Source organism: Herbiconiux aconitum (assembly GCF_024979235.1).
In the GTDB taxonomy this organism is placed as follows: Bacteria; Actinomycetota; Actinomycetes; order Actinomycetales; family Microbacteriaceae; genus Herbiconiux; species Herbiconiux aconitum.
On record NZ_JANLCM010000001.1, the window covers coordinates 1086627 to 1109100 of the forward strand.

Genomic DNA, 22474 nt, shown 5'->3' on the forward strand with positions numbered 1-22474 from the left:
ACCATCACCACCGCACGGGGTGCACAGCACACCGCATCGAGCACGAAGAAGGACCATGACTGACCCGACAGTCGACCAGGACGCCGAGGCGTATCTCGCCCGCGACGTCGAAGACTCCGAGACGGTTCCCGTCATCGGTTACACCCTCTGGGCGGTGTTCCGCCGCAACCCCGAAGAGCCCTTGGGCATCGACGGCACCGACGTGCCGGATGCGATCGGCCAGCTCGACGACACCATCGTGTCGATCGAGGAGGAGGACGTCTTCGTGCGCGGCCTCTATGACGTCTCGGGGCTCCGTGCCGACGCCGATGTGATGGTGTGGCTGCACGGGAGCGCGCCCGAGACCCTCCAATGGGCGCTCCGCCAGCTGCGCCGCACCCGCATCTTCGCTCCCTTGCTCCCCACCTGGAACGCAATGGGGGTGCATCGCGACGCCGAGTTCTCGGCCAACCATCTCCCCGCCTTCATGCGGGGCAAGGAGCCGGCCGGCTGGCTCACGGTTTACCCGTTCGTGCGCTCCTACGAGTGGTATCTGCTGCCCGAGGCGGAGCGCCGCCAGATGCTGGCCGACCACGGCCGTTCGGGCGCCGAGTACCGCTCCGTGCTCACCAACACTGTCGCCTCGTTCGCTCTCGGTGACTACGAGTGGATTCTCGCCCTCGAAGACGACGAGCTCACCAACCTGGTCGACCTGATGCGCCACCTGCGTGCGACGGATGCCCGCTTGCACGTTCGTGAGGAGGTTCCCTTCTACACCGGGCGACGGATAGCGACCGCCGAGATCGTCGAGGTGCTGCAGTGACGATCGAGGCACGCGTTCCGGCCGCCAGCCCGGCTGCGGCAGACGGCCCGGAGCACGTCACGGTGCCCGTCGCCTACGACGGCATCCTGCTCGCCTCCTTCGGCGGCCCGGAGGGGCAAGACGACGTCATCCCCTTCTTGCGGAACGTGACGCGCGGTCGTGGCATCCCCGACGAACGTCTCGAGGAGGTCGCGCACCACTACCGAGCGTTCGGCGGGGTCAGCCCGATCAATGCCCAGAACCGGATGCTCAAGGCCGCACTCGAGGCGGAGCTCGCCTCGCGGGGAATCGAGCTGCCCGTGCTGTGGGGCAACCGCAACTGGGATCCGTACCTGCGCGACACCCTGCGCGACGCTCACGAGCAGGGCCATCGCACCCTGATCGCGATCGCCACCAGCGCGTACAGCTCCTACTCGAGCTGCCGCCAATACCGCGAGGACTTCGCCGCCGCTCTCGACGAGACCGGCCTGGCCGGATCGCTCACGATCGACAAGGTGCGTCAGTTCTTCGATCACCCGGGATTCGTGCAGCCCTTCATCGACGGCGTGTTCTCGGCACTCGACGAGCTGCGCGCGCAGCTGCCCGGTCTCGACGTCGAGCGCGACGTCGAGGTGCTCTTCACCACGCACTCGATCCCGAGTGCCGATGCGGAACGCTCCGGCCCGGCTTCTCGCGGCTTCGGCCCGAAGGGCGCCTACGCGGCGCAGCATAAGGCGGTCGCCGAGGTCGTGATGGCCGCGGCCACCGCCGGAGCCGACATTCCCTGGCAGCTCGTCTACCAGTCGCGCTCCGGCCCTCCGTCGCAGCCCTGGCTCGAGCCCGACATCAACGACGCCATCGCCGAACTCCCCGCCCGCGGCGTGAAGGCCGTCGTGATCGTGCCGCTCGGTTTCGTGAGCGACCACATGGAGGTGCTCTGGGATCTCGACAACGAGGCGCTCGCATCCTGTGCCGAGCACGGCTTGATCGGCGTTCGGGTGCCGACGCCCGGTGTCGACCCGGCCTACGTCTCCGGTCTCGTCGACCTCGTGCTCGAGCGTGTCGAGGGCACGCCGGTCGTCGACCGACCCGCCCTCACCGAGCTCGGCCCGTGGTATGACGTCTGCCGCCCGGGCTGCTGCGAGAACGTGCGACTCGGCTTCAAGCCTGCGGTGGCGGGGATCGCCCCGTGAGTGCCCCACTCCGCATCGCGACCCGCGGAAGCGCCCTCGCGCGTGCCCAGACCGGCATCGTGGCTGCGACCCTCGCCGAAGCCACCGGATCTGAGGTCGAGATCGTGATCATCACGTCTGAGGGTGACCGCTCGCGCGAATCGCTGGCGACCCTCGGCGGAACGGGCGTGTTCGCGAGCGCTCTGCGCGAGGCTCTGGTCGCTGGCGAATGCGACATGATCGTGCACTCTCTGAAAGACCTGCCGACGGCTCCGTATGAGGGGCTGGTGATCGGCGCCATCCCCGAGCGTGAAGATCCGCGCGACGCGCTCTGCGCCCGCGGCGGGCTCACGCTCGACGAATTGCCGGAAGGCGCCCGAGTGGGCACCGGTTCGCCGCGACGCATCGCGCAACTGCTCAGCCTGCGCCCCGACCTCGAGATCGTCGACATCCGGGGCAACGTCGACACCCGACTGGGCCGGCTCGTGGAGGGCGACCTCGATGCGGTGGTGCTCGCGTCAGCGGGGCTCGGAAGGCTGGGTAGGCTAGACGCAGCATCTGAACTCTTCGCACTCGAGCTCTGGCCCACCGCGCCTGGCCAGGGTGCGCTCGCGATCGAAACCCGAGAGGGAGACAGCATTCCCGAGTTGCTGAGCATCGAACACACTCCGACGCGCACGGCTGTTCTCGCCGAGCGCTCGGTGCTGGCCGCACTTGAGGCCGGCTGCGCAGCCCCGGTCGGTGCGACGGCCTCGGTCGTCGACGACGAATTGCGCCTCTCGGCGACGGTGTACCAGGCCGACGGCGCTGCTGAGCTCGGCTGCGAACGATCGGCCGCCCTGCTCGGCGACGACCACCTCGTGGCGGAGCTGCTCGGGCAAGCCGTTGCGGCGCAACTGCTCGAAGACGGCGCGGCCGAGCTCGCGCCCGTCGGCGGATCTGCGCCCGCAGCTCCAGGCACCGACGGCTCCGGCGACCAGTACTGGCCGGGCGGCACCGAATGACCGCCTGGTCGCAGCGCCCGCTCGGCGGATGGCGCATCCTGGTTCCCCGTGGCGGACCGTGGGGTCACGGTGTCGCTGCCGACCTGCGAGCGGTCGGCGCGAAACCGATAGTCGCCCCGATGATCAACTTCGCCCCCACCGAAGACGCCGAGACGCTCGACCGAGCACTCAAGGCGCTGGCCGCCGGGTCGTTCGACTGGCTCACCATGACGAGTGCCACCACCGTCGACGTGCTGACGGCGCATCAGGCCACCGTGCCGTCGTCAACCCACATCGCCGCGGTCGGGGAGACCACGGCCGCCGCGCTGATGGCGGCCGGCTACAAGGTCGACCTCGTTCCGCCGGAGGACAACTCGGCGAAAGGTCTCCTGCGCGAGCTCAAGCGTTTCGAGCAATTCGGCCCGGAGCTGCGTGTGCTCACGCTGCGCAGCGACATCGCGAAGCCTGTACTCACCGAGGGTCTGATCAAGCGGGGTCACACGGTCGAATCGGTCGTGGCCTACCGCACCATCGGTGTCGAGGTCGATCCGCAGATTCGGGCCGACATCGCGGCCGGAGCCATCGACGCCGTGTTCGTGACGTCGGGATCGGTGGCCGAACAGGTTCAGCTGCAGCTCGGCCCGATCCCGGAATCGACTCTCGTGGCGGCGATCGGCCCCCGCACGGCGGAAGACGCCCGTGCCTACGGCCTGAGGGTCGACGTCATCGCGAAGGGCCGCTCGGCCGAGTCGCTGATCAACTCCGTGATCGAAGTCGCCAACGCTCGCCGCGCCGCGGAGGCGGCCGACTAGCGTCCGCATCCGCTCTGCCCGCGCGAGCAGCGCGGGGGAGGTGGGGTGGCTCTTCACCGGGGCCACACCGGCCGGAACTGCACGCTGATGCGCGGACCGACGGCTTGCTTCGTCTTCAGGATGGCGTGCTCGTGAGTGCGCTGGCAGCTGCCGCCCATCACCACGAGATCACCGTGCCCGACCGGGAAACGGAGCGTCGCACCGCCCCCTTTCGGCCGGAGCGAGAGGGTTCGGGCTGCGCCGACCGAGACGATCGCCACCATGGTGTCGCGATCGATCGTGCGACCCACTCGGTCGCCGTGCCAGGCCACGCTGTCTTCTCCGGTGCGGTAGAAGCACAGACCGGCGGTGGCGAAGACCTGACCGGGTGGGCGCCCGTAGTAGTCGTTGAGGGCGCGCTGAGCCCGGTTGAGCACGGGATCGGGGTAGAGCGAGCCCTCACCGAAGTGAGAGACCAGACGCGGCACAGCGACCACCTTGTCGTACATCTCTCGTTGGTCGGCATGCCAGGGCACGTCGACGGCGAGTCGCTCGAACAGGGCGTCGGAGTTGCGGATCCAGCCCGGCCGCAGGTCGACCCATGCGCCGTCGGCGAGGTGCGTGCGCTCGACCGTGCCGAAGAGTTCGTCGAGTTCAGGATCGGCATCGATGTCGTCGAAGAGTGAGGTCTGGAAGTCGAGGTTCATGTCGGCAAGGCTACCGACATTCGAACGTATGTTCTAGTTAATGTTTCATCCGGCCGACGCCCATCCACGGCGATCTAAGCTGGAACCCATGAACTCAGGCTCCTTCCCCGAGGTGCGACCGCGCCGGCTGCGAGCGACTCCGGCGATGCGCCGACTGGTCGCCGAAACCCGGATCGACCCGGCGCAGCTCGTGCTCCCGCTCTTCGTGCGCGACGACATCGTGGAGCCCGTGCCGCTTCAGGCGATGCCCGGTGTGGTGCAGCACACCTTCGACAGCCTGGGCGCCGCCGTGACCGAGGCCGCCGAGGCCGGGCTCGGGGGCGTCATGCTTTTCGGTGTGCCGGCCGACTCGGCCAAAGACGCCCGCGGCAGCGGAGCGACCGATCCCGACGGCGTGCTCAACGCCGCGACACGGGTCGCCGTGGCCGAAGCCGGTGACGCGCTGGTGGTGCAGACCGACCTGTGCCTCGACGAGTTCACCGACCATGGTCATTGCGGTGTGCTCGCGCCCGACGGTTCGGTCGACAACGACGCGTCGCTCGAGCGCTACCGCGACATGGCTCTCGAGCAGGCCAGGGCCGGCTCGCAGATGCTCGGTCTCTCCGGCATGATGGACGGCCAGGTCGCCGCCGTGCGCGGCGCGCTCGACGCCGAGGGCTTCGATCAGGTGGCCGTGCTCGCTTACGCCGCGAAGTACGCCTCGGCCTTCTATGGTCCGTTCCGCGAGGCCGTCGGATCGACGCTGCGCGGCGACCGCAAGACCTACCAGCTCGATCCGGCGAACCGTCGCGAGGGTGTGCGCGAAGCACTCCTCGACGTGGCGGAGGGCGCTGACGTCGTGATGGTGAAGCCCGCGATGAGCTACCTCGACCTGGTCGCCGACGTGTCGGCATCCGTTCCGGTTCCGGTCTGGGCCTACCAGGTGTCGGGCGAGTACGCGATGATCGAGGCGGCAGCGGCGAACGGCTGGATCGAGCGGGAGCGCGCCATCCTCGAGACGCTCACGAGCATCCGTCGGGCCGGAGCCGAAGCGGTGCTGACCTACTGGGCGGTCGAGGTCGCCCGCTCACTGAAAGGACTGTGATGAGCGCCGAGAGCGGCATCGGGGCGGCGCTGTCGCCCGAGCGCGACGAGACCGAGGCGACCACCGCGGTCGCGAGCCACGCCGGCAACGCCGAGCAGTTCGCGCGAGCCCAGCGCTCCATCCCCGGTGGCGTCAACTCGCCGGTGCGCGCTTTCCGCTCGGTCGGCGGCACACCGCGTTTTCTCGTCTCGGCCCGCGGACCCTACGTCACCGACTCCGAGGGCACCGAGTACGTCGACCTCGTGAGCTCGTGGGGTCCGGCGATTCTGGGGCACGCGCATCCGGAGGTCGTCGCTGCGGTTCAGGATGCCGCCTCCCGCGGTCTCTCCTTCGGCGCCACCACCCCGGCCGAGACCGACCTCGCCGAGCTCGTGCACGCCCGCGTCGTAGCCGGCGGCGTGCATCCGATCGAGAAGGTGCGCCTGGTCTCCACCGGCACCGAGGCGACCATGACCGCCATCCGGCTCGCCCGCGGATTCACCGGCCGCGACCTGCTGATCAAGTTCGCCGGCCACTATCACGGCCACTCGGATTCGCTGCTCGCCGAGGCCGGCTCCGGCCTCGCGACGCTTGCGCTGCCCGCCTCCGCCGGCGTTCCGGCGGCCACCGCGGCCCTCACCATCGTGCTTCCCTACAACGACCTCGATGCCGTGCGCAAGGTCTTCGCCGAACGCGGTCACGACATCGCAGCCATCATCGTCGAGGCAGCGCCGGCGAACATGGGTGTGGTGCCGCCGGCTCCCGGCTACAACGCCGCCCTCGCCGACATCGCCCACGCCCACGGATCTCTGCTCATCGTCGACGAGGTGCTCACGGGCTTCCGCGTGGGCGCGGCGGGCTGGTGGGGGCTCGAGAACTCCGGCAGTCCCGTCGCCGAATTGCACCTGGATGCGCCGGGACCGGTCGATGTGCCGGCCTACCTGCCCGACCTGGTCACCTTCGGCAAGGTCGTCGGCGGGGGGATGCCGCTCGCCGCACTCGGCGGACGAGCCGACGTGATGGACGCACTGGCGCCGCTCGGCCCGGTCTATCAAGCGGGCACCCTGTCGGGCAACCCGGTCGCCGTCGCCGCCGGGCTCGCCACCCTGCGGCTCGCCGACGCCGCGGTCTACGCCGCCCTCGACGCCGCAGCCGCCACCGTCTCCACCGCCGTGTCGACAGCCCTCGACGAGGCGGGAGTGCGGCACAGCGTGCAGCGCGCCGGCAACCTCTTCAGCTTCACCTTCGGGTCGTCGCACGCGCCGCGCAACTACGCCGAGGTGCAGGCCCAGGAAGGGTTCCGCTACGGTCCCTTCTTCCACGCGATGCTCGACGGGGGGGTCTCGCTCCCACCCTCGGTCTACGAGGCCTGGTTCGTCTCGGCGGCGCACGACGACACCGCGATAGCGCGCATCCTGGATGCCCTGCCCCGGGCGGCCGCGGCGGCTGCCGCAGCCCGCCCCGGTGCCTGAGTTCGCATAAATTCCCGAATCGTTATATATCCCTGAGTCAGAAATGGTGCCGTTCCACAGGGTAGCCACGGCAGACTAGAAGCATGGCCGTTCTCTTCGTCCACACCGATCGCCTCGAGATCCGATTGACGCGCGCTGAGAAGCTGCTGTCGTTCCGCCGCACCGACATCGTGGTGCCGCTCGAGAACATCCGTTCGGCCGCGCTGACCGACGACCCGTGGGTGTGGGTGCGCGGCATCCGGGCGCCAGGCGCGGCCATCCCGCTCACTCTGGCGGTGGGCACGTGGAAGTTCCATGACGGCAAAGACTTCCTGCTCGTGAAGGGCACTCGCACCTCGGTGGTCATCGACCTCGAGGAACAGGAGTTCTCGCGCATCATCGTCACCACCGCCCACTCGATCGAGTTGCTGCGGGCGCTGCGCCTTCCTCCCCTCGAGGGCACCGAGATCATCGACTGACCCGACGATCCCTCCTTGGCGAGGCGCGATGGAGTGCCGGGGTCAGAGACTGAGGTCGACGACCGTTCGGCCGCGCACCTCGCCGGCGAGGATGCGGTCGGCGGCGTCGAGCACCTGGTCGAGACCGATGGTGGTCGTCATCGTGGCGAGGGCGTCGAGGTCGAGTTCGGCGGCGAGATCGGTCCAAGCGCGCTCGCGGAGGGCCAGAGGCGCTTCGACCGAGTTCGCGCCGGTCAACGTGACCGACCGCAGGATGAACGGCATGACGCTGGTGGGCAGGTCGCCGCCCTGCGCGAGCCCGCAGGCAACGACGGTTCCGCCATAGTTCGTCTGAGCCAAGAGGTTGGCGAGGGTGTGACTGCCGACCGAGTCGATCGCGCCGGCCCAGGTCTGGCTCTGCAGCGGCCGCCCCGGCTCGGCGAGCACGCTGCGGTCGATCAGGCGTGCCGCGCCGAGACTCTTCAGGTAGTCGCCCTGCTCCTCAGCGCGCCCGGTCGAGGCGACCACCGAGTAGCCGCGACCGGCGAGCAGTGCGATCGCCACCGATCCGACCCCGCCGGCGGCACCGGTGACCACGACCTCGCCCGCTCCTGGCAGCACGCCGTTGTCTTGCAGCGCCAGCGCCGCGATCATCGCCGTGAAACCCGCGGTGCCGATGGCGGCCGCCTGCGCCGGCGAGATGCCATTCGGGAGCGGCACCAGAGCATCCGGTCGCACGCGCGCTCTCGTGGCGAACCCGCCGTGCCGGTGCTCGCCGATGCCGTCGCCGTTCAGCACGACCAGGTCGCCCGGTTCGAAGCGGTCCGACGCGGACGCCGTCACCCGGCCCACGATGTCGATGCCCGGCACGAGCGGCCACTCGCGCACCACGCCCGGCCGGCCGAGCAGGGCGAGTCCGTCTTTGAAGTTGAGACTCGAGTAGAGCACGTCGAGGTCGACCGGATGCTCGCCGCCGGTGTTCTCGAAGAACTCCTCGTCATCGATGTCGAGCAGGCGCCCCTGCGCTCCCTTGTCGGTCACGACGATCGCCTTGGCCATGGTCACCTCCGGGTTGCGGTCTGTGTTTCTGCCGGCCGGCGTCAGGAGACGTCGCGTCGCCAGCTGGTGAAGTAGCCGATGATGGTCGCGATCAGGGCGATGGCCGCGAGCACGAGCCCACCCTGCCACCAGTCGAGGGCGACCGTGCTCGGTGAGATCGAGGTGTAGATGCTCGCACCCACCAAGGCATCGCTCGCCGAGCCCGGCAGGAACTGCCCGACCTGCGCCGACCAATCGGTGATGCTCGCTCCGACGCGCAAGAGCGGCTCGACGAACTGGGTGAAGGCGAGCACGATCACGATCGCCGCGACCTGACTCGGCACGAGGGCGCCGAGGCCCACCCCGATCGCGGCCCAGAGCGCCATCGCGAGCACCGAACGGCCGATGAAGGCCCAGGTGTCCGGGTCTCCCAGCTGCGTGTCGATGCCGAAGGCGGCGAGAACGGATGCGCCGGCACCGATCGATGCGATCAGTGCGATCACCCCGAACGCGGCTCCCGCGAGCAGGAGGGTCACGAATTTGCCACCGAGAACGACGGTGCGACGGGGCATCGCGAGGAAGGTGGGGGTGAGTGACTGGAACCGGAACTCGGTCGTCACGGCGAGTGCACCGAGCAGCACCGGGAAGACATAACCGACCGACGTGGCGAAGCTGTAGATGAGCGGCGGCAGCTGGGCCTCGGGGATGACCGGTCCGCGGCCCGTCGTGCCGACGCCTCCGAAGATGGCAGCCAGACCGCCGGCGCAGAGCGCGACGTAACCGACCATGATCAGCGCCAGCACCCACCACAGGCGGGTGCTCAGGAGCTTCGTGAACTCGGAGTGCACGGTGGCGAGGAATCTCACAGCGAACCCTCCTCGCCCACGAGAGTGAGGAACGATTCCTCGAGGCCGGTGCGTTTCTGCGAGAGCGCGGTGACCGCGATGCCCGCCTCGAACGCGAGCCGCCCGATCTCGGCCGCCTCGGCGCTGTCGACCAGCACGCCCGAGCGCAGACTCGAGACGGTGTAGCCGGCGGCGCGGATGACTTCCGCGAGCCGCTCACGGTCATCGGCGTTCACCTGCACCTGCTTGGAGTCGGAGACGTCGAGGCTCGAGAGTTCGCCACGGTGCACCAGCTTTCCGTGGGAGATGATGATGACGTCGTCGACCGTCTGCTGCACCTCGCTCAAGAGATGCGAACTGATCAGCACAGTGCGCCCCTCCGCCGCCATCGCGCGGAGGAGGAGACGAATCCACTTGATGCCCTCGGGGTCGAGTCCGTTGATCGGCTCGTCGAGCACGAGAACGCCCGGGTCGCCGAGGAGCGCGAAGGCGAGGCCCAGGCGCTGGCGCATGCCGAGCGAGTAGCCGCCGACCCGCCGCGAGCCGTAGTCGGCGAGTCCGACCTTCTCGAGTGCCGCATCCGGGGCCGTCTTCGGGAGGCCTGCCGCCTGGGCGTAGACCGCGAGGTGGTTGTGGGCGGAGCGGCCCGGGTGGAAGCTGGCGGCCTCGAGCGACGCGCCCACCGTGGCGAGGGGGGATGGCAGGCGCGCATACGGCGTGCCCCCGAAGGTTGCGGTGCCGGACGACGGCTGCACGAGGCCGAGCAGCATGCGCAGGGTCGTGGTCTTTCCGGCGCCATTCGGGCCGAGGAAGCCGGTGACTTGCCCTGGTTCGACTGTGAGCGAGAGGTCAGAAACGGCGTCGACGTTCCCGAACGACTTCGTCAAGCGGGCGAATTCGATGGGTACGCCGGTGGGCATCGATGTTGTCCTGTCGGTGTCCGGGAAGAGAAAGTGCGGACGTGCCCGCGAATCAAGCCTAGGGTGGCGGTCGACGGTTGTCACAGTATTCAGCCAATGCTGAGAGAATCCGTCTGAGGAAAGGACGGTCTGGATGGCAGAACACGCCACCGGCGGCCCTGCCGAATCCCCGGAGATCCTGCCGAGTGCTGCCGAGTTCAACGCACGGGAGACCTCGGAATTGTCGATCGACGAGCTCGAAGAGGCGAGTCTGGTCGAGCACATCCGGCGGCGTACCTTCCGCGGATCGGTCGGACTCGTGGTCGACAGCGCGTTCTTCCTGTTCGGTACGGCCTCGGCCGCCTGGCTGGCCTTCCTGGTGGCCACCGAGTCGTTCGCGAGGGGGTGGCAGCAGCTCTGGTTCCTGCTCGTCTTCTGGCTCGTGGTCGCCTACCTCCTCCTGCCGCGGGTGCACAGCATCCTCACCCTCTTCTACGTACCCGACTACTTCATCGGCCGGGCGAAGACCCGCGAGGGCTTGCTGGGCGACCCCATCAACATCGCGCTGCGCGGGTCGGAGGACCAGATCCACGAGGCGATGATGCGGGCGGGATGGCATCGTGCCGACGACATGGGGCTCACCTCGGCGCTCCGCACGGTTCGCGGCACGCTGCTGCGGAGGAGCTACCCGGGAGCCCCCGTTTCGCGGCTGTACCTCTTCGGCAACGTGCAGAACTTCACCTACCAGCAGGAGGTCTCCGGCAACCCGTCGAAGCGGCATCACGTGCGGTTCTGGCGTTGCCCACGAGGGTGGCTGCTGCCGGGTGGTCACCAGGCCGACTGGCTGGCCGCGGGAACCTACGACCGCAGCATCGGCATCTCCTTCTTCACCCTCCAGGTCACGCACCGCATCGACAAGGAGACCGACAAGGAACGCGACCACATCGTGTCGACCCTCGTTGAGGGGAACGATCGGGCGAAGGTGAAGCTGATCCGCAACTTCTCGACGGGGTACCACCACGTCAACGGCGGCGGGGATGCGATCGTCACCGACGGCGATCTTCCGGTGGTCGACCTCCGCCGTGTCAGCACCTGGGATGCGGGTGACGACCGCGCCGCGCATGTCGAGCAAACCGTCGCGCCCACGCCCTCTGCGGTATTCACGGAGTCGCCGATCGCCGGCCTCGGCCGACCTGCGGCCATCTACCTCGGCGTGCTGCTCATGGTGTTCCGGGTGCTCTCCGCTCTCGGCGCGGCCGCGGTCGTGGCCTTCTCCGTCGGCGACGGCGAACTCGATTTCCGCACCATCACCGGAGCGCTCACACCGGCGGATGCGCGTTTCCTCGGCTCACTCGTCGTCGCGCTGTTCGTGACGGTGGCGTTGTTGATCAGCGCGCTCTACTCGGTGCTCGCCTTCCTCATCTATCACGGGCACAACTGGGCCCGGTTCACCGGCATGAGCATCAGTGCGGCAGCGGTCGTCGTCACCGCGCTCGACTTCGCGAACGGCGGGCCCGAGATCACCCTGCAGACGAACCTCGTGGGGCTGTCGTTCGATGTGCTCGTGCTGCTGGCGCTCTCGGGAACCGAAGCGCGCCGTTTCTCGCACCGCCGCGCCGTCGAGCGGCGTGAGGCGCGGCGCGAGCGCCGGGAGGCCCGCCGTGCAGCGCCCGCCCTCCCGGCGTAACTCGGTGCGCGACTGGTCGGCGGATCAGCTGAGGGTCTGGGTGCCCTCGGGCAGGAAGCCGCCCGCGTAGAGGGCAAGGGCTGCCTCCTGCAGCGCCGTGAGCGCCACCCGCTGCGGCCACGGACCGTAGGAGATGCGGGCGATGCCGAGGCGCTGGTACTCGCCGGGCGCCAACGATCCGGGCCCGCCGATCACACTGACCTTCCGCACCCCGATGCCCTCGACGAGGCGTTCGGCGGTTGCCTTGTCGATCAGGCCGGGCACGAAGACGCAGGCCGCTCCTGCATCGAGGTAGGCCCGCCCCCGCTCGATGGCGTCGTCGATCGCCTCATCGAGCGGCCGGTCTCCACGCCGGATCAGCGCATCCGTTCGCGCGTTGAGCACGAACCGCACGCCTTCGGCTTCCGCAGCCTTCATCACCTCGGCAACGTTCTCGACCGATTCGATGTGCGGCCGCATCTGGTCTTCGATGTTCGCGCCCACAACCCCGACACCGATCGCGCGCCGCACGGTCTCGCCGGCGTCGCCGTAACCACCCTCGAGGTCGGCGCTCACGGGCAGCGACGTCGACAACGCGATGCGACCGACGGCCTCGATCATCAGCTCGAGCGGGATGTGCTCTCCGTCTTCGTAGCCGTAGGCCGCCGCTATGCCGTGGCTCGCCGTGGCCAACGCCTTCGTCTCGGGCAGGTCGGCCAGAACGGAGGCGCTCGCGACATCCCACACATTCACCACGGTGAGGATCTCCGGCGCCTTGTGCAGGGCGAGCAGTGCATCGGCCCGGTCGTGGATGAGTTCGTGGGTGGTGTGGGTCTGCTGGCTGTCGTGGCTGGTCATGGGCCGAGCATACGACGAGCCGGCGACGCCCGAACCCCTGTGGATGAACTGGGCGGCAGCGTGCGACGCGCAGAGGATTGTGGAGGAGAGGTCGGCGCACGAGTCGCAGACGACCAACTGCGAGCGGCAGGCCGGGTCGGCGCAGTTCTGCATGCGGGAGGTGGAGGCGGAGCACGACACGCACGACCCGATCACCGCCGCATCCGGGCTGAACGAGACTGAGCCGCGGCCGTCGAACACGTAGAGCGACCCGTTCCAGAGGCCTTGGTCGCCGAACGTCTCGCCGTAGCGCACGATGCCGCCGTCGAGCTGGTACACCTCCGAGAATCCGCGCGCGCTCATCAGCGACGAGAGCACCTCGCAGCGGATGCCGCCCGTGCAGTAGGTGACGATCGGGGAGGACTTCAGGTGGTCGTACTTGCCGCTGTCGAGTTCGGCGACGAAGTCGCGGGTGGTCGCGACATCCGGAACCACCGCCCCGCGGAACCGCCCGATCTCGGCCTCGAACGCGTTTCGACCGTCGAAGAACACAACCTCGTCGCCGCGCGACTCCACAAGCTCGTGCAGCTCTGCGGGTTGAAGCTTGACCCCGCCGCCGATCACGCCGTGAGCGTCGACCTGCAGCTCTCCGGGTGCGCCGAAGCTCACGATCTCGCCGCGCACCTTGACGCTCAGCCGCGGGAAGTCGGTGCTCGCGCGATAGGGCGTGTGCTTCGACGCCGTCGACGCCTCGAGTGCGGTGCCCTCGCTCCACTTCACGTCGAGATCGGCGAAGGGCCCGAACTCGCGCGTCTTGCGAACGTAGCGCTTCACCGCGTCGAGTTCGCCGCCGAGCGTGCCGTTGATGCCGTCGGCCGAGATCAGGATGCGCCCACGCAAGCCGAGGGATTCGCACAGGTCGCGCTGCCACAGTCGCACGGCTTCGGGGTCGGTCACGGGCGCGAAGACGTAGTAGAGGATGATCTTCGGAATGGGCACCCGGCGATTTTAGTCGGCGTGGATGCGTGCCAGCCCGGCCACGCGCATCCGTCGTTGTAGGGATTCACAGGCGAGGTTCCGCTTCGATGTGCGCATCTCTACGATCGGGTGCGTGCACTTCTTCTTCAGAACCCTGCTGCAAACGCTCCGCTCACGTTCCCGTTCGCCCCTCGGCGTCTGGGATGTCGGGTCGACCCCGTTCCGGGTGCTCCCAACCGATCTCGACGTTCTGCGACATATGAACAACGGGGTATATCTTTCGATCCTCGATCTCGGGCGACTCGATCTGATGCAGCGCACCGGCATGTGGGCGAAGCTGACTGCCCGGGGCTGGTATCCGGTGGTCGTGGCGGAGACGATCAGTTTCCGGCGCTCGCTCGAGCTGTGGCAGCGATTCGAGGTCGAGACGCGCGTGCTGGGCTACGACGACAAGGCCCTCTTCGTGGAGCAGCGCTTCGTGGTGAAGGGCGAGATCTACGCGCGCGCCTACCTCCGGGCCCGGTTCCTGAAGCGGTCGGGCGGCGTCGTGACCGTCGACGAACTGCGCGACCTCGCGGGGCCGGCGCCGCAGGACGGGCGGATGCCGGAATGGCTGCACACCTGGGGCGTCGACGCACAACTGCCGCCGAGCAAGGCGCCGGCGCCGAGCGTGTGGGCCTGAGACACGCCGGTCGAGTCGGCCGACGGATGCCGCAGCTCAGTCGGGATCGGACGGATCGAGCGGGGCGTGGTGGTCGAGGCTCGCAACGCCGCGCTTCCAATAGCCGCTGAGTGCGACCTGCTCGGCAGGGAGGCCCAGTTCCTGACGCAGGTAGCGGCGCACGGGAATGAGCGTCGATGCCTCACCCGCGCCGAACACGAAGGTGTCGTCGTCGATCGGGCCGAGGCCGCGGAGCGCGGCGAGCAGCTGATCGGGGGCGTATTCGCGGTAGAGCCAGACGATATCGGCGCGGAGTCGCAGCTCGTTGCTCAGATAGGCCGGAACCGAGACATCCGCGACATCGAGCAGTGCCATGATCTCGACCTCGGGCGCGAGCAGTTCGAGCCAGCGTGACAGGGCAGGCAGCGCGGTCTCGTCGGCCAGGAGGAGCGCGCGGGCGATTCCGGTCGGTGCGAGTCGCGACCCGCGGGGGCCGGCGATCACCAGCGGGTCGCCCGGCGCGGCGCTCGCGGCCCAGGCCGACGCGGGTCCGTCGGTGCCATGTGCGCCGTGCAGCACGAAGTCGATGTCGAGTTCGTCGGGGGAGTCTGCCGTCGCCGCGCGGAAGGCGCGGGGCGTGTAGTCACGCGACACGATCGTGCCCGATTCGGGGCGGCGGATGCCATCGGGTGTCAGCTCGGGAATAGTCAGGATGCCCGTGGCGGGGTCGGCGAAGAACACCTTCACGTGGTCGGTCGGGCCGTCGCTCGCGAATCCGGCGAGCTCCTCGCCGACGAGGGTGACGCGCGTGAGAGTCGGGGTGAGTGGGGTGACCCGGTCGACGACGAGGTGGCGCACGGCCATCGGATGACGGACGACTTCGCGGGTGAAGGACACGGGTACTCCGATCGATGCGGGCGGGGGACGGGTGGGCGGGGCGCCGGTCCGGTGGGTACGGTCAGCGGTCGAGGTCGTCTTCGAGCAAGGCCATCGCGGCGCTGTGGCCGCCGAGTCCCGAGACGGCGCCTCCTCGCTGCGAACCCGATCCGCAGAGCAGGATGCGCGGATGCGCGGTGGCCACCCCCCAGCGCTCGGCGGCTGTCGCGAGTGGCGCTTCATCGTCGACGAAGGGCCAGCTCAGCGGGCCGTGGAAGATGTTGCCGCCCGGCATGCCCAGGGTCTGTTCGAGGTCGGCCGTCGTCTTCGTCTCGATGCAGGGCCGGCCGTGCTCATCCGTCAGCAGCAGCGACTCGATCGGCTCGGCGAGCACGCTGTTCAAGGAGTCAAGCACGGCCTGCTGCAGCGTGTCGGCGTCGGCGCCGAGGCGGTGCGGGGTGTGCAGGCCGAAGACGGTGAGGGTCTGCGCGCCCTGCTCCTGCAGCTCGGGCGACAGGATGCTCGGATCGGTCAGAGAATGGCAGTAGATCTCAGCGGGCAGCGGATTCGGCACGGCGCCCTTCTCTGCGGAACGCACGCCGTCTTCGAGCTGACTGAGCAATTCGTTGATGTGGAAGGTGCCACCGAAGGCCGCCTCCGGCGCGACATCGGGGTCACGCAAGCGCGGAAGGCGGGAGAGCAGAAGGTTGACCTTGACCTGGGCGCCTTCGGGGGCAGGTGCCGAGCCGCCGGCCGTCGTCTTACCGAGCAGCCGTTCGAGCACCGCGGGAGCGACGTTCGCCAGCAGTCGTGTGCCGGTCACGCGGTGCAAGCCGTCGCGCTCGGCCGACGCGGCCCCGCGCATCCGGTATTCCACCACGCCGTCGGGGGTCACCGACACGACTTCGGCGCCCGTGCGGAACTCCACGCCGGCCTCGCGAGCAGCGTGCACGAGCTCGCCGGTGACGGCGCCCATGCCGCCCACCGGCACGTCCCAGTCGCCGGTGCCGCCCCCGACCACGTGATAGAGGAAGCAGATGTTCTGCGCCAGCCCGGGGTCGTGAACGGATGCGAAGGTGCCGATCAGCGCATCCGTCGCCACGACCCCGCGCACGACGTCGCTCGAGAATCGCTGCTCGATGAGCTCGCCGATGGGCCGCTCGACCACGGCCTCCCAGAGTGCGTCGTCGCCGAGCATCCGCCTTGCTTCGCTGCGGGTGAGGAGGGGCTCGGTGACCGTCGGCCAGAGCGCCGCAGCAAGCCGGCCGAGGTCGGCGGAGAACTGCAGAAACGCGTCGGCGTCGTCGGACGCGCCGACAGCGGCGAAGGAGGCACGAGTCGCCCCGGCGTCTTCGGTGTCGATGAGGAGCCCTCGATCGGTGCCCGGTAACGGCGTGTAAGACGAATAACGACGACGGCGCAACCGGATGTCGAGGCCGAGTTCGTCGATCACCGAGCGCGGGAAAAGGCTCACGAGATAGGAGTAGCGCGAGAGCTTCGCATCTATGCCGTCGAAGGCATATGAGGAGACTGCTGCCCCTCCGAGCTCGTCCAGTCGCTCGAGCACCAAGACCCGTCGACCGGCGCGCGCAAGGTAGCAGGCGGCTACGAGGCCGTTGTGTCCTCCACCGATGATGACTACGTCGAACTCATCCACAGCTTGCACGCCTTGAGCGTAACCTGCGGTTCCACGTCCTATCCTCGAAGACATGGCTGAGCAGAACGACACAGAGTCCCAGCCCGCTTCCCTCGACCTGGCTCACGAGTCGGTCGAGTTGGCGCGGCGCTGGCTCGACGAGAGCAAGGGTTCTCCCGTCGACCCCTCGGCTGCGCGCCTTGCGGGCGTGCTGAAAGACCCGAACGGACTGGCCTTCACCGTCGGGTTCGTCGACGGCGTGGCGCGCCCCGAAGACCTCTTCGTCGCGGGGAAGAACCTGCAGAAGCTGGCCAAACGCGTTCCGCAGTTCCTGCCGTGGTACCTGCGGTCAGCGATCGCGGCCGGCGGCGTGCTCGGCGAGGTGGTACCGGGTGCGGTGGTGCCGATCGCGCGTCGCGTGCTGCGTCGCATGGTCGGGCACCTCATCGTCGACGCCCGGCCGGCGAAATTCGGGCCGGCCGTCGAGTCGCTGCGCAGCGAGAGCGTGCGCCTGAACATCAACCTCCTCGGCGAGGCGGTGCTCGGAGACCGCGAGGCCGCCAATCGGCTGGAAGGCACCAAGGCGCTCCTGCAGAGGCCTGATGTCGACTACGTCTCGGTGAAGGTGTCGTCGGTGGCGAGCGAGCTCTCGATGTGGGCCTTCGATCAGACCGTCGAGCGCGTGGCCGAGAGCCTCATTCCGCTCTACCGCATCGCCGCGCGTAAGGGGCTGCTCGGGCCGGAGACCGTGGCTGGGGGCACCGCGGCTCCCAGGCGCAAATTCGTGAACCTCGACATGGAGGAGTACCGCGATCTCGATCTCACGATCGCGGTGTTCCAGCGCGTGCTCGACCAGCCGGAGTTCCTCGACTTCGAGGCCGGCATCGTGCTGCAGGCCTACCTGCCCGACGCTCTGTCCGCCCTGCAACGGCTCCACGCCTGGGCCGCCGAGCGTCGCGCGCGCGGCGGGGCGCCGATCAAGGTGCGGGTCGTCAAGGGCGCCAACCTCGCCATGGAGCACGTCGACTCCGCGCTGCACGGCTGGCCGCTTGCGACGTACGGCACGAAGCAAGACACCGACACCAACTACAAGCGGGTGCTCGATTGGGCGCTGCGACCCGAGAACGTCGACGCCGTGCGGATCGGGGTCGCCGGTCACAACCTCTTCGACATCGCCTGGGCCTGGCTTCTGGCGAATCAGCGGGGTGTCGCCGACGCGGTCGATGTCGAGATGCTTCTCGGCATGGCGACGGCGCAGGCGGATGCGGTGCGAAAGACGGTCGGCAATCTGCTCCTGTACACGCCCGTGGTCGCCCCGGCCGAGTTCGATGTGGCGATCGGCTACCTCGTGCGGCGGCTCGAAGAGAACTCCAGCGACGCCAACTTCATGTCGTCGGTGTTCGATCTGGCGTCCGACCCCACGGCTTTCGCGAAAGAGCGCGACCGTTTCCTCGCCTCCCTCGTGGCTCTCGAAGCCGATCGGTCCGAGGTTCCGCTGCCGAACCGCACGCAAGACCGTCTGCACGGCGAGCTCGAACCAGCCGGGGGATTGTTCCGAAACGCGCCCGACACCGATCCGTCTCTGCTGGCGAACCGGGTCTGGGGTGCTCGCATCCTGGCTCGGGTCGAGAGTTCGACCCTCGGCGTGGAGACCACCTCCGCAGCGCTGGTGACGGATGCGATCGCCCTCGAGACCCTGATCGCCGACACGGTCTCGGCCGGTGCTGCCTGGGGCGCCCTGAGCGCCGCAGAGCGAGCGGGTTCGATCCGTCGGGCCGGGTACGCGCTCGAAGGCAACCGTGACCGGTTGATCGAAGTGATGGCGTCGGAGACCGGAAAAACGATCGATCAAGCCGACCCGGAGGTCAGCGAGGCGGTCGATTTCGCGCACTACTACGCCACCACCGCCCTCGAGCTCGACGCGGTCGACGGGGCGGTCTTCGTGCCGTCGGCGCTGACCGTCGTGGCGCCGCCCTGGAACTTCCCGGTCGCCATCCCGGCCGGCTCGGTGCTTGCGGCGCTCGCGGCCGGCAGCGCGGTGATCATCAAACCCGCACCGCAAGCCAAGCGCTCGGCGGCGGTCATGGTCGAGGCGCTCTGGGAGGCGGGTATTCCGCGCGACGTGCTCCGGCTCGTCGACGTCGACGAGGGTGAGTTGGGGCGCCGGCTGATGTCCGATCCGCGGGTCGACCGTCTGATCCTCACCGGCGCCTACGACACCGCGGCACTCTTCCGGTCCTGGCGGCCTGATCTTCCGCTGCTCGCGGAGACGAGCGGCAAGAACGCGATCGTCGTCACCCCCAGCGCCGATCTCGATCTCGCGGTCGCCGACATCGTGAAAAGCGCCTTCGGGCACGCCGGGCAGAAGTGCTCGGCCGCGAGCCTCGTCATCCTGGTGGGGTCGGTGGCGCACTCGAAGCGGTTCTCCCGGCAGCTGGTCGACGCGGTGCGGTCGCTCCACGTCGGATACCCGAGCGATCCGACGGTGCAGATGGGGCCGCTGATCGAACCGGCATCGGGCAAACTCACCGAAGCCCTCACAACTCTCGGCGTCGGCGAGCGGTGGCTCGTCGAGCCCCGCCAGCTCGACGAGACGGGTCGGCTCTGGTCACCGGGCGTGCGCGAGGGTGTCCTGCCCGGAACCCCGTTCCACCTCACCGAGTACTTCGGACCGGTGCTCGGCATCATGAACGCTCCGACGCTCGAGAAGGCGATCGAGTTGCAGAACGCCGTGCCCTACGGGCTCACAGCAGGCATCCACTCCCTCGACGCGGCCGAGATCGAGCAATGGCTCGCCGACGTCGAAGCCGGCAACGCCTACATCAACCGCGGCATCACCGGCGCGATCGTGCGGCGGCAGCCGTTCGGCGGCTGGAAGAAGTCGTCGGTCGGTGCCGGCGCCAAGGCGGGTGGGCCCAACTACCTCGTGCACCTCGGGAGCTGGCGCAACGAACCCGGCGCCCCGAGCGAAGGCCTGAGTCTTGCCGGGCTGGATGCGCGCGTCGCCCAACTCCTCGACACGGCGACCGCAGGCCTCGAATGGGGAGACTTCGACGTCGCCCGGCGGGGTGCGAAGAGCGACCAGGCGGCGTGGGAGAGCGTCTTCGCTGCGAGCGACGAGTCGGCGCTCGGCGTCGAACGGAACGTGCTGCGCTACGTTCCGGTGCCCGTCGTCATCCGCCTGTCGGAAGGTGAGCCGCTGCACCAGCTCGTGCGCGTTCTCGCGGCAGCCACCCTGGCGCGGTCGACCGTCGTCGTGAGCTCTGCCGCCAAGTTGCCGCGGCCCCTTCGCGCGCTGCTCAAGGAGCGCGGCGTTCGGGTCGTGATCGAGAACGACGCGGCGTGGCTGGCCCGGGCGCCGGAGTACGTGGGCCAGGTGCCGCGCATCCGTCTGATCGGCGGCGACGCACGAGCGCTCGCCTTCGCACTCGGCGGCAGCCCCGACCTCGCGGTCTACGCCGACGAGGTCACGCGGGCAGGCCGGATCGAATTGCTGCCGTTCCTCCAAGAGCAGGCGATCAGCGTCACGAACCACCGCTTCGGCAACCCGAGCGTGCTCACCGACGACCTGTTCGAGTAGCCCCACCCTCCCCGCGACTCGCCGATATCCGCCGTCTTTACGGCGACATGGGGCGGATATTGGCGAATCGCGAGGAGTGACGGACGCCGAGGGCTACTCGGGAGTGGCGCCGACGCCCGTGCCGAGGCCGAGAGCGGCGCGGGCGAGGTCGAGGGCCTCTGTCGGGTCGACGCCGAGCGACTCGGCGCGATCGGCGAAAGCGCGCGCGGCCGCCTGCAATTCGCGGTGCGCGGGGGAGCCGGTGGCGGCCACGAAGGAGCCGAGGCGTCCGCGGGTCTCGATCAGCGCATCCGTCTCGAGTTCACGGTAGGAGCGGGCTACGGTGTTGACCGCCAGCCCGAGTTCGGCGGCAAGGGCACGCACGGTCGGCAGCCGCACCCCGGCTGCGAGCTCTCCCGATGCGACGGCATCCCGGATGCGCATCCGAAGCTGCTCGAACGGGGGCACGCCCGACGCGGGATCGATGCGCAGCTCGATGCCGAGCCCACCGCCGCCAGCGCTTCTGCCCGGGCTCACGCCGCTACCGCCGGATCAGGTTCGAGAGCACGATCGCACTCCGCGTGTGGTCGACGTTCGGCGCGATGCGCACCCGCTCGAGCGCATCCTCGAGACTCGGGATGTCGCGCGACCGGATGTGCACGATCGCGTCGGCGCTGCCCGTCACGGTGCCGGCATCGACCACCTCAGGCACCCCCGAGAGAATGCGCTTCAGTTCGGCCGGCGCCACCGTGCCCCGGCAGAAGAGCTCGACGTAGGCCTCGGTGACCGTGCCGTCGAGTGCGGGGTTCAGCTGGATCGTGAACCCGGTGATGATGTCGTCGGCCACGAGGCGATCGATCCGGCGTTTCACCGCCGAAGCCGACAGCCCGATCACTTGGCCGATGTCACCGTATCCGCTTCTCGAATTGATCTTGAGAAGGTCGATGATGCGGTGGTCCAAAGCGTCCATGCCGCCGATGCTACGCCAGGAACTTGCGCCAAAACCGAATCTCCGCAATTTTCGCGTGCAGAGCAGCGTGAAATCGCGGAATGCGCGTGCAAGACTGAATAAGGCGTGCCCCGGTCGGGGCCCCAGGACAGCGCGCTGGTCCGCCATCCGACTTCGAACAATCCGCTCGTCACGAGCAGTTCGCTTGTTCAAGGAGACCGTATGTCGACGCCGACCCTCAATTCCCCCACCGCCGAGCAGAGCGCGCGTCTGCCCCGCACGGCGACCCCGCGCCACTATCTGATGTGTCGCCCCGAGCACTTCACCGTGGCATACCGCATCAACCCGTGGATGGACCCCGCCGTTCCCACCGATACCTCACTCGCGGTGCGCCAGTGGCAGACCCTCTACGACACCTATCGCGAGCTGGGGCACGAGGTGCAGCTGATCGACCAGATCGTCGGCCTGCCCGACATGGTCTACACCGCCAACGGCGGCTTCGTGATCGGCAACGTCGCGTACGGCGCGAAATTCACGCACCCCCAGCGGCAGCCCGAAGGGCCCGCGTTCATGGACTGGTTCCGGGAGAACGGCTACGACGTCGTCGACCCGCAGAACGTCAACGAGGGCGAGGGCGACTTCCTGCTCGTGGGGCCGCGCATCCTGGCCGGCACCGGCTTCCGGAGTGCCACCGACAGCCACCACGAGATCGGCGAGTTGTTCGACCGCGAGGTCGTCAGCCTGACGCTGGTGAACCCGAACTTCTACCACCTCGACACCGCGATCTCGGTGCTCGATCCGCTCACCGACGACGCCGGCGCGAACATCGCCTACCTGCCGAGCGCGTTCGACGCCGACAGCCGCGCCACGCTGGAGCGCCTCTATCCGGATGCGATCATCGTCAGCGAGCAAGACGGTTCGGTGCTCGGCCTCAACTCGATCTCCGACGGCTACAACGTGGTCATCGCGGTCCGCGCGAAGGGCTTCGAGCAGCAGCTCCGCGACCGCGGCTACAACCCCATCGGCGTCGACCTCTCCGAGCTCCTGCTCGGCGGCGGCGGAGTGAAGTGCTGCACGCTGGAGCTCCGCTCATGAGTTCCCTCAACAACTCGGCAGCGGGCGAG

General features: G+C 68.8%; 20 protein-coding genes and 1 pseudogene. 11 read left to right on the forward strand and 10 right to left on the reverse strand.

The annotated features are described in order from the left end of the window. Positions 1–55 precede the first annotated feature (55 nt). The 4 genes from hemQ to N1027_RS04975 are packed head-to-tail and all read left to right on the forward strand — an operon-like array spanning position 56 to position 3748. Positions 56–802: a hydrogen peroxide-dependent heme synthase gene (gene hemQ / locus N1027_RS04960; protein ID WP_259505810.1), complete on the forward strand. Its 747-nt coding sequence runs from the start codon at positions 56–58 to the stop codon at positions 800–802. Further along, on the forward strand, positions 799–1974 hold the full coding sequence (locus tag N1027_RS04965) for a ferrochelatase (RefSeq protein ID WP_259505811.1): 1176 nt from the start codon (positions 799–801) through the stop codon (positions 1972–1974). Before hemQ ends, N1027_RS04965 begins: the two co-directional genes overlap by 4 nt. Continuing rightward, entirely contained in the window at positions 1971–2957 is a 987-nt protein-coding gene (gene hemC / locus N1027_RS04970) for a hydroxymethylbilane synthase (RefSeq protein WP_259505812.1), read from the forward strand. Before N1027_RS04965 ends, hemC begins: the two co-directional genes overlap by 4 nt. Further along, entirely contained in the window at positions 2954–3748 is a 795-nt protein-coding gene (locus tag N1027_RS04975; protein WP_259505813.1) for a uroporphyrinogen-III synthase, read from the forward strand. Before hemC ends, N1027_RS04975 begins: the two co-directional genes overlap by 4 nt. Positions 3749–3801: 53 nt before the next feature. Here N1027_RS04975 and N1027_RS04980 read toward each other — a convergent pair whose 3' ends face one another. Then, positions 3802–4434 (reverse strand): alpha-ketoglutarate-dependent dioxygenase AlkB, encoded by a 633-nt coding sequence (locus tag N1027_RS04980; protein WP_259505814.1) that lies wholly within the window; start codon positions 4432–4434, stop codon positions 3802–3804. An 88-nt stretch (positions 4435–4522) separates the two neighbouring features. On the opposite strand from N1027_RS04980, the gene hemB reads away from it, so the two are divergent. From hemB to N1027_RS04995, 3 genes are all read left to right on the forward strand, one after another. Continuing rightward, positions 4523–5518, forward strand: coding sequence for a porphobilinogen synthase (gene hemB / locus N1027_RS04985; protein ID WP_259505815.1), 996 nt, complete (start codon positions 4523–4525; stop codon positions 5516–5518). Then, entirely contained in the window at positions 5518–6969 is a 1452-nt protein-coding gene (gene hemL / locus N1027_RS04990; protein WP_259505817.1) for a glutamate-1-semialdehyde 2,1-aminomutase, read from the forward strand. Before hemB ends, hemL begins: the two co-directional genes overlap by 1 nt. 83 nt (positions 6970–7052) lie before the next feature. Beyond that, entirely contained in the window at positions 7053–7427 is a 375-nt protein-coding gene (locus N1027_RS04995) for a hypothetical protein (protein ID WP_259505819.1), read from the forward strand. 42 nt (positions 7428–7469) lie between these two features. Here the strand turns inward: N1027_RS04995 and N1027_RS05000 are convergent, their stop codons facing one another. Genes N1027_RS05000 through N1027_RS05010 form a run of 3 tightly spaced genes read right to left on the reverse strand, consistent with a single transcriptional unit; the run spans position 7470 to position 10209 of the window. Continuing rightward, positions 7470–8465: an MDR family oxidoreductase gene (locus tag N1027_RS05000; RefSeq protein ID WP_259505820.1), complete on the reverse strand. Its 996-nt coding sequence runs from the start codon at positions 8463–8465 to the stop codon at positions 7470–7472. A 41-nt stretch (positions 8466–8506) separates the two neighbouring features. Further along, a complete protein-coding gene (locus tag N1027_RS05005) occupies positions 8507–9310 on the reverse strand; it encodes an ABC transporter permease (protein ID WP_259505821.1) in 804 nt (267 codons plus the stop codon). Further along, on the reverse strand, positions 9307–10209 hold the full coding sequence (locus N1027_RS05010) for an ATP-binding cassette domain-containing protein (RefSeq protein WP_259505822.1): 903 nt from the start codon (positions 10207–10209) through the stop codon (positions 9307–9309). The genes N1027_RS05005 and N1027_RS05010 overlap by 4 nt, the downstream gene beginning before the upstream one ends. A gap of 133 nt (positions 10210–10342) precedes the next feature. Between N1027_RS05010 and N1027_RS05015 the strand changes: the two genes are divergently transcribed. Further along, positions 10343–11875 carry an LssY C-terminal domain-containing protein gene (locus N1027_RS05015; RefSeq protein WP_259505823.1) on the forward strand — a complete coding sequence of 511 codons (1533 nt, stop codon included), beginning with the start codon at positions 10343–10345 and terminating at the stop codon, positions 11873–11875. Between the two features lie 24 nt (positions 11876–11899). Here N1027_RS05015 and N1027_RS05020 read toward each other — a convergent pair whose 3' ends face one another. Both N1027_RS05020 and trhO read right to left on the reverse strand, forming a co-directional pair. After that, complete coding sequence (locus N1027_RS05020) at positions 11900–12712, reverse strand: isocitrate lyase/PEP mutase family protein (RefSeq protein WP_259507903.1); 813 nt, start codon at positions 12710–12712, stop codon at positions 11900–11902. 51 nt (positions 12713–12763) lie between these two features. Next, positions 12764–13690, reverse strand: a pseudogene (gene trhO / locus N1027_RS05025) (oxygen-dependent tRNA uridine(34) hydroxylase TrhO); the annotation flags it as partial. Between the two features lie 112 nt (positions 13691–13802). Here trhO and N1027_RS05030 point away from each other — a divergent pair. Next, complete coding sequence (locus N1027_RS05030; RefSeq protein WP_259505824.1) at positions 13803–14351, forward strand: acyl-CoA thioesterase; 549 nt, start codon at positions 13803–13805, stop codon at positions 14349–14351. 36 nt (positions 14352–14387) lie between these two features. Here N1027_RS05030 and N1027_RS05035 read toward each other — a convergent pair whose 3' ends face one another. After that, complete coding sequence (locus N1027_RS05035) at positions 14388–15227, reverse strand: siderophore-interacting protein (protein ID WP_259505825.1); 840 nt, start codon at positions 15225–15227, stop codon at positions 14388–14390. A gap of 61 nt (positions 15228–15288) precedes the next feature. Continuing rightward, complete coding sequence (locus tag N1027_RS05040) at positions 15289–16863, reverse strand: phytoene desaturase family protein (protein ID WP_259507904.1); 1575 nt, start codon at positions 16861–16863, stop codon at positions 15289–15291. Positions 16864–16915: 52 nt separating this feature from the next. Here N1027_RS05040 and N1027_RS05045 point away from each other — a divergent pair, with 52 nt between their 5' ends. After that, a complete protein-coding gene (locus N1027_RS05045; protein ID WP_259505827.1) occupies positions 16916–20422 on the forward strand; it encodes a proline dehydrogenase family protein in 3507 nt (1168 codons plus the stop codon). 93 nt (positions 20423–20515) lie between these two features. Here N1027_RS05045 and N1027_RS05050 read toward each other — a convergent pair whose 3' ends face one another. Both N1027_RS05050 and N1027_RS05055 read right to left on the reverse strand, forming a co-directional pair. Continuing rightward, positions 20516–20938 (reverse strand): GntR family transcriptional regulator, encoded by a 423-nt coding sequence (locus tag N1027_RS05050; protein ID WP_443669350.1) that lies wholly within the window; start codon positions 20936–20938, stop codon positions 20516–20518. Between the two features lie 4 nt (positions 20939–20942). Further along, entirely contained in the window at positions 20943–21371 is a 429-nt protein-coding gene (locus tag N1027_RS05055) for an Lrp/AsnC family transcriptional regulator (protein WP_092550120.1), read from the reverse strand. A 201-nt stretch (positions 21372–21572) separates the two neighbouring features. Between N1027_RS05055 and ddaH the strand changes: the two genes are divergently transcribed. Further along, a complete protein-coding gene (ddaH, locus tag N1027_RS05060) occupies positions 21573–22445 on the forward strand; it encodes a dimethylargininase (protein ID WP_372499679.1) in 873 nt (290 codons plus the stop codon). Positions 22446–22474 lie beyond the last annotated feature (29 nt).